The sequence below is a fragment of the Mycobacterium ulcerans subsp. shinshuense genome (assembly GCF_002355775.1).
In the GTDB taxonomy this organism is placed as follows: Bacteria; Actinomycetota; Actinomycetes; order Mycobacteriales; family Mycobacteriaceae; genus Mycobacterium; species Mycobacterium marinum.
This window is the reverse complement of sequence record NZ_AP017624.1, coordinates 5092992-5107524: the sequence shown is the minus strand read 5'-3', so window position 1 is coordinate 5107524 and position 14533 is coordinate 5092992. Positions and strand designations below refer to the sequence as shown.

The 14533-nt window shown below is 65.9% G+C and carries 11 protein-coding genes and 2 pseudogenes; 9 read left to right on the top strand and 4 right to left on the bottom strand.

Features of this window, described 5'->3' with window-relative positions; all coding sequences use genetic code 11:
* Nucleotide 1: 1 nt before the first annotated feature.
* The 7 genes and pseudogenes from SHTP_RS22805 (at nt 2) to SHTP_RS22775 (ending at nt 7128) form a co-directional block, all read left to right on the top strand.
* A pseudogene (locus SHTP_RS22805) lies at nt 2–481 on the top strand ((2Fe-2S)-binding protein).
* Nucleotides 478–2868: pseudogene (locus tag SHTP_RS22800) on the top strand (aerobic carbon-monoxide dehydrogenase large subunit). Before SHTP_RS22805 ends, SHTP_RS22800 begins: the two co-directional pseudogenes overlap by 4 nt.
* A gap of 9 nt (nt 2869–2877) precedes the next feature.
* Nucleotides 2878–3762, top strand: a complete 885-nt coding sequence (locus SHTP_RS22795) for an XdhC family protein (RefSeq protein WP_096371862.1) — start codon at nt 2878–2880, stop codon at nt 3760–3762.
* On the top strand, nt 3759–4349 hold the full coding sequence (locus tag SHTP_RS22790; RefSeq protein ID WP_096371861.1) for a nucleotidyltransferase family protein: 591 nt from the start codon (nt 3759–3761) through the stop codon (nt 4347–4349). The genes SHTP_RS22795 and SHTP_RS22790 overlap by 4 nt, the downstream gene beginning before the upstream one ends.
* Nucleotides 4350–5228: an AAA family ATPase gene (locus SHTP_RS22785; RefSeq protein WP_096371860.1), complete on the top strand. Its 879-nt coding sequence runs from the start codon at nt 4350–4352 to the stop codon at nt 5226–5228. It abuts the gene before it with no gap.
* Nucleotides 5229–5241: 13 nt separating this feature from the next.
* On the top strand, nt 5242–5916 hold the full coding sequence (locus SHTP_RS22780) for an SRPBCC family protein (protein WP_096371859.1): 675 nt from the start codon (nt 5242–5244) through the stop codon (nt 5914–5916).
* Between the two features lie 6 nt (nt 5917–5922).
* Complete coding sequence (locus SHTP_RS22775) at nt 5923–7128, top strand: vWA domain-containing protein (protein ID WP_096371858.1); 1206 nt, start codon at nt 5923–5925, stop codon at nt 7126–7128.
* Nucleotides 7129–7130: 2 nt separating this feature from the next.
* On the opposite strand, the gene eutC is transcribed toward SHTP_RS22775, so the two are convergent.
* The 3 genes from eutC to eat are packed head-to-tail and all read right to left on the bottom strand — an operon-like array spanning nt 7131 to nt 10758.
* Nucleotides 7131–7904: an ethanolamine ammonia-lyase subunit EutC gene (gene eutC / locus SHTP_RS22770; protein ID WP_096371857.1), complete on the bottom strand. Its 774-nt coding sequence runs from the start codon at nt 7902–7904 to the stop codon at nt 7131–7133.
* Nucleotides 7901–9310, bottom strand: coding sequence for an ethanolamine ammonia-lyase subunit EutB (locus tag SHTP_RS22765; RefSeq protein WP_096371856.1), 1410 nt, complete (start codon nt 9308–9310; stop codon nt 7901–7903). Before SHTP_RS22765 ends, eutC begins: the two co-directional genes overlap by 4 nt.
* Nucleotides 9307–10758, bottom strand: coding sequence for an ethanolamine permease (gene eat, locus SHTP_RS22760; RefSeq protein ID WP_096371855.1), 1452 nt, complete (start codon nt 10756–10758; stop codon nt 9307–9309). The genes SHTP_RS22765 and eat overlap by 4 nt, the downstream gene beginning before the upstream one ends.
* Before the next feature lie 566 nt (nt 10759–11324).
* Between eat and SHTP_RS22755 the strand changes: the two genes are divergently transcribed.
* Together SHTP_RS22755 and SHTP_RS22750 are read left to right on the top strand one after the other, a co-directional pair.
* Nucleotides 11325–12560 (top strand): adenylate/guanylate cyclase domain-containing protein, encoded by a 1236-nt coding sequence (locus SHTP_RS22755; protein WP_338101614.1) that lies wholly within the window; start codon nt 11325–11327, stop codon nt 12558–12560.
* A 98-nt stretch (nt 12561–12658) separates the two neighbouring features.
* Nucleotides 12659–13774: a glycoside hydrolase family 76 protein gene (locus tag SHTP_RS22750; protein ID WP_096371854.1), complete on the top strand. Its 1116-nt coding sequence runs from the start codon at nt 12659–12661 to the stop codon at nt 13772–13774.
* Here the strand turns inward: SHTP_RS22750 and SHTP_RS22745 are convergent.
* Nucleotides 13763–14455, bottom strand: a complete 693-nt coding sequence (locus SHTP_RS22745) for a DedA family protein (protein WP_096371853.1) — start codon at nt 14453–14455, stop codon at nt 13763–13765. The genes SHTP_RS22750 and SHTP_RS22745 overlap by 12 nt on opposite strands.
* Nucleotides 14456–14533 lie beyond the last annotated feature (78 nt).

Below are 14533 nucleotides of genomic sequence, written 5' to 3'. Positions count from 1 at the left end.
GATGCAGGTGAACATGACCGTCAACGGCGAACCGGTCAGCGCCGAAGTCGAACCCCGAATGCTTCTGGTCCACTTCCTGCGGGATCAGCTGCGGCTCACCGGAACCCACTGGGGCTGTGACACCAGCAATTGCGGGACCTGCGTGGTTGACGTCGACGGTGTGCCGGTGAAGTCCTGCACCATGCTGGCCGCCATGGCCTCCGGGCGCAGCATTCGCACCGTGGAAGGGCTAGCGGCGGCCGATGGCTCACTCGACCCGGTGCAGGAAGGGTTCATGCGTTGCCACTGACTGCAGTGTGGTTTTTGCACGCCGGGAATGATGATCACCGCCCGCGCCCTGCTCGACCGCAATCTGGACCCCGATGAAGAGACCATTCGCGAGGCGATCTCCGGGCAGATCTGCCGGTGTACCGGCTACACCACCATCGTGCGGTCCATCCAGTGGGCCGCCAAGAACGCCAAGGAGGTGGCCAGCTCGTGACCACCATCGAATCACGGCCAGAAGACCTGGCCGACAACGACCAGAAGCCTTGCGGCCACGGCCGGATGCTGCGCAAAGAGGATCCTCGCTTCATCCGCGGCCGCGGCAACTATGTTGATGACGTCGCGTTGCCGGGCATGTTGCACCTGGCGATCTTGCGCTCACCGTATGCGCACGCCCGCATCGTCAGCATTGATGTGACTGCGGCCCTTGCCCATCCGAAGGTCAAGGCGGTGGTGACGGGCGCGGATTTGGCCGAGAAGGGCTTGGCCTGGATGCCCACGCTGTCCAACGACGTGCAGGCCGTGCTGGCCACCGACAAGGTGCGCTTCCAGGGCCAGGAGGTGGCTTTCGTCGTTGCCGAGGACCGTTATTCGGCCCGCGACGCGCTCGAGTTGATCGACGTCGAGTACGACCCGCTGGACCCGGTTGTCGACGTGCGCAAGGCCTTGCACCCGTCGGTGCCGGTGATCCGCACCGACCTCGACGGCAAGCAGGACAATCACATCTTCGACTGGGAGACCGGTGACGCGGCGGCCACCGACGCCGTGTTCGCCAAGGCTGACGTGGTGATCAAACAGGAGATGGTCTATCCGCGTGTGCACCCGGCGCCGATGGAAACCTGCGGAGCGGTAGCCGATTTGGACCCGGTCACCGGCAAGCTCACGCTATGGACCACCTCGCAGGCGCCGCATGCCCACCGCACGCTGTATGCGTTGGTCGCCGGGCTGCCCGAACACAAGATCCGGGTCATCTCGCCCGACATCGGCGGCGGCTTCGGCAACAAGGTGCCGATCTATCCCGGCTATGTGTGTGCCATCGTCGGTTCGTTGGTGCTGGGTAAACCGGTCAAATGGATGTAGGACCGTAGCGAGAACCTGACCTCGACCAGCTTCGCGCGCGACTACATCATGGTCGGTGAGATCGCTGCGACCAACGAGGGCAAGATTCTGGCGCTGCGCTCTCACGTGCTGGCCGATCATGGTGCCTTCAACGGCCAGGCGGCACCGACGAAATACCCGGCCGGTTTCTACGGCGTGTTCACCGGCAGCTACGACCTGGAAGCCGCCTACTGCCACATGACCGCGGTGTACACCAACAAGGCGCCCGGCGGGGTGGCCTACGCGTGTTCGTTCCACATCACCGAGGCGGTGTATTTCGTTGAGCGGCTAGTGGATTGCTTGGCCTTCGAACTCAAGATGGACCCCGCCGAAGTGCGGCTGCGCAACCTGCTGAAGCCCGAGCAGTTCCCGTACACCACCAAAACGGGATGGGTCTATGACTCGGGCGACTACGAGTCCACCATGCGCCAGGCCATGGACATGATCGGCTATGACGCCCTGCGCGCCGAACAAAAAGAAAAGCGCGATCGCGGTGAGCTGATGGGCATCGGCATCTCCTTCTTCACCGAGGCCGTCGGCGCCGGCCCGCGCAAGGACATGGACATCCTCGGGCTGGGCATGGCCGACGGATGCGAGCTCCGGGTGCACCCGACGGGCAAAGCCGTGGTGCGACTGTCGGTGCAGACCCAGGGCCAGGGCCATGAGACGACGTTCGCCCAGATCGTCGCCGAGGAGCTGGGGATCCCACCCGACGACATCGACGTGGTGCACGGTGACACCGATCAGACCCCGTTCGGGCTGGGTACCTACGGCAGCCGCTCGACCCCGGTCTCGGGCGCCGCAGCGGCGTTGGTGGCCCGCAAGGTGCGCGACAAGGCCAAGATCATCGCTTCGGGCATGCTCGAGGTATCGGTTGCCGACTTGGAATGGGAGAAGGGCTCATTCCACGTCAAGGGAGATCCGTCGGCATCGGTCACCATCGCCGACATCGCGATGCGGGCCCATGGAGCCGGCGATCTGCCGGAGGGCATCGAGGGCGGCCTGGACGCCGAGGTGTGTTACAACCCGTCGAACCTGACCTACCCGTACGGCGCGTACTTCTGTGTGGTCGACGTCGATCCGGGCATCGGGGTGGTCAAGGTGCGGCGCTTCCTGGCCGTCGACGACGCCGGCACCCGCATTAACCCGATGATCATCGAGGGCCAGGTGCATGGCGGCATCGTCGACGGCATCGGCATGGCGTTGATGGAGATGATCGCCTTCGATGAGGACGGTAACTGTCTGGGCGGCTCGCTGATGGACTATCTGATCCCGACCGCGCTCGAGGTGCCGCACCTGGAAACCGGGCACACGGTGACGCCCTCGCCGCATCACCCGATCGGGGCCAAGGGAATCGGTGAATCGGCCACCGTGGGCTCGCCCCCGGCGGTGGTGAACGCGGTGGTGGATGCGTTGGCGCCATACGGGGTTCGCCATGCCGACATGCCGCTGACGCCGTCCCGAGTCTGGGAGGCCATGCAGGGCCGGGCCACACCTCCGATTTAAGGGTTGCAGATGACCATTAGTGAGCGGGCGGCGCAGCTGCTGGCTGCGCGGACACCGTTTGTGCATGCCACGGTGGTCCGAGCCCAGCCGCCGACCTCGGCTTACCCCGGTGACGAGGCGATCCTGTTGCCCGATGGCACTATCGAGGGCTTCGTCGGCGGGCAGTGCGCGCAGAACTCCGTTCGCAAGGCGGCGTTGGGGGTGCTTCAGGCGGGCGAAAGTGTGCTGCTGCGCGTGCTTCCCGATGGGGACGTGCACTTCCCCGAAGCCCCCGGCGCATGCGTGGTGGTCAATCCGTGCCTGTCGGGCGGGTCGCTGGAGATCTTCTTGACCCCGCAGCTGCCGGCGCCGCTGGTCCGAATCTACGGTGCCACGCCGATCGCCGAGGCGTTGATCGAGGTCTGCGGCGTGCTGGGCTACGACGCCCGCCGCGACAGCGACCCGGTCGGCGCCGCCGCCTTGCCGACTGTCGTCGTGATCGCCAGCCATGGCGGCCCGGAAGCCGAAACCATCCGCGCGGCATTGGATAACGGCGTTGGCTACATCGGTCTGGTGGCCAGCAAGGTCCGTGGCGCCGCGGTCCTGGACTCGCTGGGCCTCTCGGCGACCGAGCGGGCGCGCATCCGCACCCCGGTCGGACTGGCTATCGGTGCCAAGACGCCCGCCGAGATCGCGGTGGCCATCGCCGCCGAAATCATTGCGGCGGTGCGCGCCGGCGGCGGGGGCCGGCCCGCGCCGGTGGATGCGACTGCCGCCGAGGCGGTGGACCCGGTGTGCGGGATGACGGTCCTGATCGGGCCGGCGACCGAACACCTGCGGCTGGCGGGTGCCGACTACTGGTTCTGCTGCCCCGCATGCCGAACGGCGTTCAGCGACAGAAACGGCGGCGCGTGAGGGCGCCTAGCATCACCGGTGTGGTGCTGGCGGCCGGCGGATCCCGTCGTCTGGGCACGCCGAAACAGCTGCTGTCTTATCGCGATACGACGCTGCTCGGGGCGACTCTGCGGGTAGCGCGGGGCGCCGGATTCGATCAGCTGATCGTGACCCTGGGCGGGGCCGCCCAACGGGTCCGCGCGCTGGTGCCGCTGGATGAGGCCGAGGTGGTGACGGTCGAGGACTTTGGTGCCGGGTGTTCGGCTTCGTTGCGCGTTGCGCTGGGACGGGTGGATCCGCAATCCGCCGGCATTGTGCTGATGCTTGGGGATCAGCCGGGCGTCGACCCGGCCACCGTCGCCCGCCTGGTCGGCCAGGGGCCGGGCTGCGACCTCATGGTGTGCCGGTACAACGATGGAATCGGGCATCCATTCTGGTTTAGCCGCAGACTATTCGGTGAATTACCACAGCTGCACGGCGATAAGGGAGTGTGGAAGCTCATCCAATCCGGCCGGCACCCGGTGCGGGAACTGGTGGTGGACGATTCGGTACCGTTGGACGTGGATACCTGGGACGACTACCGGCGGCTCGTGGAATCGGTGCCTTGAATGAGCGTGACGACCTTTGCAGACCCCCAAGATGTGGTTCGCCGGTTCGACGCGCAGAACTATCTGCTGGACACCGGGACCGCATCGGCCATCTATCTCGCGGTCACCCTCGGGCGCCCGCTACTGCTCGAGGGTGAGCCCGGTGTGGGTAAGACGACCGCCGCGAAAGCCCTTGCCGCGGTTTTGGATACCTCGTTGATCCGGCTGCAGTGCTATGAAGGGCTGACCGCCAACGAGGCGCTCTACGACTGGAACTACCAGCACCAGCTGTTGTCCATCCGGCTCGCCGAGGCGCGTGGCGCCGATATCTCCGAGGCCGATCTGTACAGCGAGGCGTATCTGGTGGATCGGCCCATCCTGCAGTGCGTGCGCCATCGCGGCTCGACACCGCCGGTGCTGCTGATCGACGAAATTGACCGGGCCGACGATGAATTCGAGGCGCTGCTACTGGAGTTCCTCGGTGAGGCGGCGGTGACGGTTCCCGAATTGGGCACCTTCGTTGCACCGCTGCCGCCGATCGCGGTGTTGACCTCCAACCGCAGCCGCGATCTGCATGACGCGTTGCGCCGGCGTTGTCTGTACCACTGGATCGACTACCCGGAGCCGGCTCGGGCGGCCGCGATCGTGCGGCGGACGGTTCCCGGGGCCAGCGCCTCGCTGATCGAGCATGCCACTCAATTCGTCGGCAGCGCACGAGATCTCGATCTGGACAAGCCGCCGGGCGTGGCCGAGACTATCGACTGGGTCGCCGCACTGGTCTCGCTGGGTGTCGCGGACCTCGTCGACGCATCGGCATTGGCCAGTCTCGGGGCATTGGCCAAGACTCCTGATGACCGAACCCTGATACGCGACGCGTTGACCGAATACAGCCGAACATGAGAGGACTCATCGAATGAAGATCGCCAACCAGTTCACCGTCAGCGCGCCGATCGAGCAGGCCTGGGATGTGCTGTGCGACTTGGAGCAGGTGATCCCGCTGATGCCCGGCGCGCAGCTGACCGGTCACCAGGACGACGACTACCTCGGCAAGGTCAAGGTCAAGGTGGGGCCGGTGACCAGTGAGTTCAGCGGCAAGGTGCATTTCGTTGAGCGGGATCGCGATCAGCATCGCGCGGTCATCGACGCCAAGGGCAAGGAGTCGCGCGGCACCGGCAACGCGGCCGCGACGGTGACCGCTCAGTTGGCGGAGGCGGGCGAGCGCACCCAGGTCACCGTCGACACCGACCTGAAGATCGTCGGCAAGCTGGCGCAGTTCGGCAGCGGAATGCTGCAGCAGGTGTCGGAGAAGTTGCTCGGTCAATTCGTGGACTCGCTGGAAGCCGAACTGGCCTCCCGCAATGCCGCGACGGCGGCTCCCGAAAGCCCGGAAAGCCCCGGAAGTCCGGAAAGCCCGGTCAGCCCGCAGCCGCGGCCCGTCGAGGCCCGCAAGCCCACCACGTCTGCGGAGCCCGAGCCGATCGATCTGCTCGAGCTCGCCGGCGGTGACCAGCTCAAGAAGTATGGCCCCGCCGTGCTGGCTGTGCTGCCCGTGCTGGTGCTGATCTGGGTGCTGCGCAGACGGCGCTGAACGCCGATGACCGCTCCGTTGCTGCTGCGCGGCGTCGACCTGGCGGCGTTCGCCGCCGCGCTGGTGGCACGGCTGCGCGGGGTCGGGGTGCTGGTGTCGGCCAGCGGTCAGGCGAATTTTGTGCAGGCAATGCGGCAGTTGGTGCCCGACTCCCGGTCCGCGCTGTATTGGGCCGCGAGGTTGACCCTGGTCAATCGGATGGAGGATCTGGTTGCCTTTGACCTCGCCTTTGCCGCCGTGTTCGGCGCGCTCGATGCGGCCGGGCCTGAGGCGGCCGATGCTGCCCGGCCGCTGCCGGGCCCCAAGACACCGGCGGCCGGCATCGTGCATCGCAACGGCGGGCCCTCCGGAGCCGCCGGCGGCCAACCGCTGCCCTGGGCCAGCCGGGTCGGGGATCAGGACGGAAGTGTTCGACCCAGCATCCAGTTGCCCGACTTGCTGCCCAGCCGGATCGTCGCACTCGCCGAGGAACCGTTCGACCAATTCGACGCCGAAGACTTGCGGCGTATTGGTGGCTGGCTGGAGTCGACGGTGGCGCGCTGGCCGCGCCGGCGCAGCCTGCGCTTCGAGTCCAGCCCGCACGGCAAGCGCATCGACTTGCGAGCCACGATGAACGCTTCGCGCGCCACCGGCTGGGAAGCGGTGCGCCTGGCGCGGATCCGGCCGCGCCGACGGCCCAGGAGGGTGGTGTTGCTCTGCGACGTAAGCCGCTCGATGCAGCCCTATGCGGCGATCTATCTGCATCTCATGCGGGCGCTGGTGGCGCGCCAACCCGGCATTCGCCCGGAGGTCTTCGCGTTTTCGACCTCGCTGACCCGACTCACCCCGGTGCTGGCTCATCGTTCGGCGGAGGTGGCCCTGGGCCGGGCGAATGCGAAGGTAGCCGACCGGTATGGCGGCACCTTTATCGGTCGTAGTGTCGGTGCGCTGCTGGAACCGCCGCACGGCAACGCGTTACGCGGCGCGGTGGTGATCATTGCCTCCGACGGTTGGGACAGCGAAGCACCTAAGGTCCTGTGTCACGCGCTGGCTCGCGTGCGCAGGCGCGCCCAGTTGCTGGTCTGGCTCAATCCGCGTGCAGCACAGAGCGATTTCGAGCCGCTGACCGGCTCGATGGCCGCGGCGCTGCCCTACTGTGACCTGTTCTTGCCGGCGCATTCGTTGACCGGGGTACAGCAGTTGCTCCGGGCGCTGGGCGGCGATCTGCGGTGACGTCAGCCGATGCCGAGCGTGTCGTCGGCCGTCAGTTCGGTGCGCGAGGTGTCTTTGAGGGCCACCCCTGAGCGGCCGAGTTTACGGGCCCCGGTGACCAGGGCAGCGGCGATGCCGGCGGCGGTCTGGTAGTCGAGGCCGTCGGGCGGGTGGATGTTGGAGATGCAGTTTCGATCCGCATCGGTCAAACCCGGTCTCGGCAGGTGCGTCAGGTAGATGCCCAAGCTGTCCGCAACCGATAGCCCGGGGCGTTCGCCGATGATCACCAGCAGCGTGCGCACTCCCAGCGTCTGACCGATGTGGTCGCCGAGGGCAACGCGCGCCTGGGTCGCGATCACTGGCGGGGCAATGCGATAGCGGTCATGGAACTCGCGCACCAGCGCACCCAGCAGGCCGGCGCCGTGATCGGTGAGGGCGCGAGGCGATAGGCCGTCGGCGAGCACGATGCCGATGTCGGCGCCGGTGTTGGGCAGGATGGACAGGTCCGCCGGAGCGCGGCCTAGATCAGGCCGGCGCAGGTACTCGCTACGTGAGCTGGCCTGACTGCGCACCACCAGCGGTGCGCCGAGGCCCAGGTCGCGGACCTGTTCGGTGAGCCCTGCGACGTCGAGCGGGTCGTGCACGGCGTCCCGCGCGGCGGCGTGGGCGGCCTGGAACTCCAGGACCCGCCGGGTGGGCAATGAGTTGCCGGCGCGGCCGAGTCCGATGCGCGCTTGGGTGACGTCGCGCAGCAATGCCCACACCTCATCGGCGGCCCGTGCGTCCGGTGCGTTCATGCACCGGTTGCCAATGCCCGCAGCGGCGAGGTCGCCAGATCGATGGGCAGAATCCGTCCGTTGGCGTCGGCCATGCCCAGACCGGTTAGCCAGGCTTCGAATTCGGGTGCGGGGCGCAGCCGCAGCACCTGTCGCACGTACAACGGATCGTGAAACGACAGGCTTTGATAGCCCAGCATGATGTCATCGGCGCCGGGGACGGCGATCACAAAGGCCGCGCCCGCCACGCCCAGCAGGGTGAGCAGCGTATCCATATCGTCCTGGTCGGCTTCGGCGTGGTTGGTGTAGCAGACGTCGACGCCCATCGGCAGGCCCAGTAGTTTCCCGCAGAAGTGGTCTTCGAGCCCGGCCCGGATGATCTGTTTACCGTCGTAGAGGTACTCCGGACCGATGAATCCGACCACGGTATTGATCAACAGCGGCTGCAGCGTCCGGGCCACCGCATAGGCCCGCGCCTCCAATGTCTGCTGATCGACGGGCTTGCCACCGGTGCCCAGGTGCGCACCGGCAGACAGGGCCGAACCCTGTCCCGTCTCCAGGTACATGACGTTGTCGCCAACGGTGCCGCGGCCCAGCGACCGCGCGGCTTCGTTGGCTTCCAACAACATTGGGATGTTCACACCGAAATTGGAATTGGCGCCCTCGGTGCCGGCGATGGACTGGAACACCAGGTCAACGGGCACACCCTTGTCGATCAATTCCGTGGTGGTGGTGACGTGGCACAGCACGCACGACTGCATGGGGGTCTCGAAACGTTGCCGGATGTCATCGAGAAGGTGAAGCAGGTCCGCGGTTGCCTGAGGCGAGTCGGTCGCCGGATTGATGCCGACCACGGCGTCGCCGCAGCCCATCAGCAAGCCGTCGAGCATCCCGGCCGCAATTCCACGCGGGTCGTCGGTGGGATGGTTGGGCTGCAGCCGGGTGGCGAGCCGGCCCGGCAACCCGATGGTGGTGCGGAAGGCGGCGGTGGCGGTCGTGGCCGCGGCGACCAGAATCAGATCCTGATTGCGCATGATCTTGCAGACCGCGGCAACCATCTCCGGGGTCAGGCCCGGCGCGATCGCCGCGATGCGTGCCGCACTGTCGTCGCGAGCCGCGGTGTCCAACAACCAATCGCGAAGGCCGCCGACCGTCAGATGGGAGATCGGAGCGAATGCCTGGCGGTCATGGCTGTCGATGATGAGCCGGGTGACCTCGTCGGTTTCGTAGGGCACGACCACGTCGCTGAGAAACGTTGTCAGCGGCATGTCGGCGAGTACCCAAGCGGCGGCGGCACGTTCGGCGTCATGTTCGGCGGCACAGCCGGCGAGCTGGTCACCAGAGCGCAGCGGCGTTGCCTTGGCCAACACGTCGACCAGCCCGCCGAAGGCATACGTGGTACCCGAAATAGTCTGCCGGTAGCTCATTGCAGTTCGCTTTCGAAATCTTGCGAGCCCGCCAATTCTTCGTCCGGAGAATTGGCGACCAGTTGATGCCGACTATATAAGGCGAAATACAGTATGAACGCACAGAATACGCCCAGGCAGCACAAAGCGGCCACGGTGTCCACCAGGAATGTGGCAATGAGCGCGGTCGCGGCGACCAGCAATGCGAAGCCGGACGTGGCAATACCGCCCGGGGTGCGGTAAGGGCGGGCCATATCGGCTGCCCGCCGCCGCAATACGATATGGCTGATCATCATCAACACGTAGCTGAGAGTGGCTCCGAAGACCGCCATGTTCAGCAGAAGATCACCTTCACCGGTGACCGACAGCGCGAAACCGATGACACCGGGAACGATCAGGGCCAGCGTCGGCGCCTTGCGGGAGTTGGTGATCGACAGCGCGGTCGGCAGGTAACCCGTCCGCGACAGCGCAAACAGCTGCCGCGAGTCGGCATAGATGATGGAAAAGAAGCTGGCGACCAGACCGGCCAGCCCGATGTAGTTGACGACGGTGGCCGCGACGGTCGGCCCCAGCGCCGCAACCAGTGGATTGCCCGAAGACGACATGGCCGCGGCTCCGCCCGCGCCGGTGGCCAACAACAGCACGGCCGCACACGTCAACACCAAGACGCTGAACGCGGCGGTGATGTCGCGCGGAACGTTGCGGGCCGGATCTGCCGTCTCCTCGGCGGCCAGCGGCACCCCCTCCACGGCGAGAAAGAACCAAATCGCAAAGGGCAGCGCCGACCACACGCCCAGATAGCCGTGCGGCAGAAAAGCGGATGCGCCGACCGCGTCGGACGGGGTGATATCCACCAGATTTGCCAGTTGAAAGTGGCCAACCGCGGCGATTGCGAAAACGACGAGGCCTACCAGTGCCACACCGGTGATGATGAACATTACCTTCAGTGCTTCACCCACACCCGACAGATGAATGCCGATAAAGAGTGCATAAATGGTCAGGTAAACCCACCATCCATTACGAATGCCGAACAGGCCCAGCGATTGTACGTATGCGCCGATGAAGGTGGCGATCGCCGCCGGTGCGATTGAATACTCGATCAGGACGGCGGTGCCCGTTGCGAATCCGCCCCACGGCTCCAGCGCGCGCCGGGCGAAGGTGTATCCGCCGCCCGCGGCCGGCAGTGCCGAGGACAATTCGGCCATGCTGAGCACCAAGGCCAGATACATCGCGGCGATCACCACGGCCGCGATCGCCAATCCGCCGAAGCCGCCGCGCGCCAGCCCGAAGTTCCAACCCGAATAGTCCCCCGAGATCACGTAGCTCACGCCCAGCCCCGCCAGCAGCAGCCAGCCGGCACTACCGGTCCGCAACTGTCGTTTCTGCAGATAGGTCGGTGACTCCAGGTGGCTGTCGGTGCCAGCCAAGTGTCCCCCCGCGAGGTGTGCAACCTCGTGATCGCCTGCCACCTCGTCGACCTCCGTTCAATCGATGGGCCTTCAGCATCTGTTCCGGCCCGTGGGAAAGCCAACCGGTGCAATACAGACTTAACTTTTTGCGCCGGGCCGACAAGGGTTGGCGGTCGGTCTACGAGCAAGCCTGGGACGGCTGGGTCAACGGTGCAGCCCGCCCGGTTGGTGGTGACCGGGCACGGGCAAACCGGGGCCGTGAGCCCCAGTCCGCCATCGGCTGCGCGCCACCTTAGACGACGGTGGGTGCCGCTGGGAACCCTTCGGGGAGTGGCGGATCGAGGCGGTGCGCGGCGGGCGGTCCGGATTCATTCTGGGACCAGCGGTCTCGGTATTTGGCGGCCGCAGCGAGGGTGCGTGTCGGGCTTGATAAATCGGATCGGCGATTGGCGTCGATCGTGCGCGGGTAGTGGCCGAACTGCGAATTGTCGAGGTGAGCCGGTTAATTCGGGGCCTTTTCTGATAGGCTTCCGGTGTGGCTCACGTCGATGTCGAATCCACGGAGCTGACAGCGGAGCCGGCCGGTTGGTCGTTTAGCGGGCCGTTGCTGTGGCTGAAGTAGGCGTATTGTCGATCGCGACCGCCAATACGCCGATAGCCTGACCAGGCGTCGTCGCGTCGTTGCCATCGTTGCGTGCACCGCTTCGGTGGTCAGCGCGAGTTTCGCGGTGATCGAGGTGCTGGCCACCAGTCAGTGGTACGTGGTCTCGCTCAACGCCGTAATGGCCGTGGTGTTTGCGGTGATACCGCTGCTATACCGGCTCGGCGAGCTGGTTCCGGCGCTGGCCTTGGTGATTGCCGCCAACGTGTCACTGGTCGTGGTCAGTTGGATGATCGACTCGCACGTCGGGATCGCGTTCTACTTCCTGATGTCGGTGTTGGTTGCGGCGCTCGTGCTGGGCATCGATCACCTCATGTTGGCGGCGGCGGTGGTGACCTTCGGGGTCGTGATCAACATCGCGGCGCGAGTCGTGGCCCCGTTCCATGCCAGAAAGATGCCGGTCTGGGCCACCGATGCGGCCTTTGCGGTCACCACGATTTCGGCATCGGTGGTAATCATGGCGACGATCTGGTACGCGCTCAATGAGATTGAGCGGGCCAAGGAGGCCATCGAGCTCGAGTATGAACGTGCGGAGTCGTTGCTCACCAACATCTTGCCGGCGAGTGTGGCGGCCCGGCTCAAGGACTCGGCGACCAAGATCATTGCCGACAACTACGACGACGTCTCGATACTGTTCGCCGATATTGCCGGCTACACCGAACGCGCCAGTCGCGCCACTGCGGAGGAGCTGGTGAAGTTTCTGAACCGCTTCTATGGCGAATGCGACGACCTGGTCGAGCGCCACGGGCTCGAGAAGGTCAAGACCTCCGGAGACTGCTACATCGTGGTGAGCGGTGTGCCGCAGCCCAAGTCGGACCACCTGGGGGCGCTGGCCCGGTTTGCGCTCAGCCTCTCGGATTCGGTGGGTCACCTTACCGATCACGCCGGTGAGACGGTATCGATCCGGATCGGCCTGGCGGCCGGTCCGGTGGTGGCCGGCGTGGTCGGCACCAGCCGGTTCTTCTATGACGTCTGGGGCGATCCCGTCAACGTCGCTGCCCGCATGGAGTCCACGGGTTTCCCGGGACGCATTCAGGTTCCGCAGGATGTGTACGAGCGCCTCAGGGAGCGTTTTGTCTTCGAGGAGCGCGGCACCGTGGCGGTGAAGGGCAAGGGGATGCTGCACACCTGGTTTCTGGTCGGCGAGCGCACCTCCGAGTCATCGCCGGTGGGTGGGTCCGTCGTGGCCGCCGGTGATTGACGAGCGTCCACGTCTGCGACCCTGGTTCTTGGATGCCAAGCCGGCTGGTGCCGCACTGGCGGCGTGGGCCCGGAATGTCTGAGGCAGGATCGGGGGCTATGGACCAGCTATGGGCGAACCGGGCCGCGAGTTCTGAAGCCGCCATCACCGGGCGTCACTTCAAGCGGCTGTGGGGGCTACCCGGAACCCAGTTGGGCGTGGTGTCATGGCCGTCGGAACGCAAAGACCGCATGTTCGGCACTTGGCATTACTGGTGGCAGGCGCATCTGCTGGACTGCCTGATCGACGCGGAGTTGCGCGACCCGCAGGCCGAGCGGCGCAGCAGGATCAATCGGCAGGTCCGCTCACACCGGTTGCGCAACAATTTCTCCTGGACCAACAGCTATTACGACGACATGGCCTGGCTGGCGCTGGCACTGGAACGGGCGGCGCGGATAGCAGGTGTGCAGCGGCGCCGGGCGCTGCCCAAGCTCGCCGACCAGTTCGTCAAAGCCTGGGTGCCCGAGGACGGTGGCGGCATCCCGTGGCGCAAGCAGGACCAGTTCTTCAATGCTCCTGCCAATGGTCCGGCGGGGATATTTCTGGCCCGCTATGACGACCGGCTTGCTCGCGCCGAGCAGATGGGTGACTGGATCGACCGCACGCTGATCGACCCGGAGACGCACCTGGTCTTCGACGGCATCAAGGGCGGGTCGCTGGTCCGCGCTCAGTACACCTATTGCCAGGGGGTGGTGCTCGGTTTGGAGACGGAGCTGGCGGCGCGGACCGGAAACGATCGGCATGCGCCTCGCGTCCATCGACTGGTCGCCGCTGTTGCCGAACACATGGCTTCCGCAGGCGTGTTGAAGGGGGCGGGCGGCGGAGACGGCGGCCTCTTCGCGGGAATCACCGCTCGGTATCTGGCTCTGGTGGCCACCACCCTGCCGGGTGATTCCGCCGACGACGCGCAAGCGCGCGACACCGCCCGCGCGATAGTCCTCGCGTCGGCGAAATCAGCGTGGGATTGCCGGCAAACAGCGGACGGGCTGCCGGTGTTCGGGGCGTTCTGGGACCGCGACGCCGAGTTGCCCACCGCCGATGGGCAGCAGGCACAGTTTGTCGAGGGCGCGGTGCAGGGCTCGGAGATCGCCGAGCGAGACCTGTCGGTGCAACTGTCGGGCTGGATGCTGATGGAGGCGGCCCACAGTGTCGCGGCGGTCAGCTCACTCGGGTAGCACTACCGGGTCGGAGGAGTCGGACTCGTTGTTGGGGGAGCGCCGCCGCGACCGGTAGCCCCGCCAGGCCGCAGTCATGGCCGGGATCAGGGACACGATCAGAATGCCCAAGATGATCTTTTCCAGGTTGTGGTGCACAAATGGCACATTGCCCAGGAAGTAGCCGGCCAGCGTGACTCCGGGGCCCCAGCTGATCCCGCCGACGATGTCGAATGCCAGAAACACCGGATAGCGCATGTAGGACACGCCGGCGATCACCGGCACGAAGGTTCGCGCGAACGGCACGAAGCGGGCCAGGATGACGGTCCAGGGCCCGTACTTCTCGAAGAAGGCGTGCGATTCGGTCACATAGTGCTTCTTGAAGAACCGCGAATCTTCCTTCTTGAACAGCGCGGGTCCGATCCGGCGCCCGATGAAATATGCGGTCTGGTCGCCCAGGACCGCCACCACAGCCACGGCCGGGGCGAGCACACCGATCGTGACCGGTGGATGCGCACTGGCGGCCAGTAGGCCCCCGGTAAACAGCAGCGATTCGCCCGGCAGCAGCGGAAACAGCAAACCGGTCTCGATAAAGACGATGAGCAATATGCCGGGAAGCACGGCGGACCCGAAAATTCCGTCGGCGCCCAGCCAATACATCGGGTCGAGGATGTCCGGCAAGGCCATCTCGGCGGTGTTCATGGTGTTTCAACATACCGACTTGAACAGGTGGCCCACCGGAGTGGACACATTCCCCGGTCTTGCAATACTGGGTACACC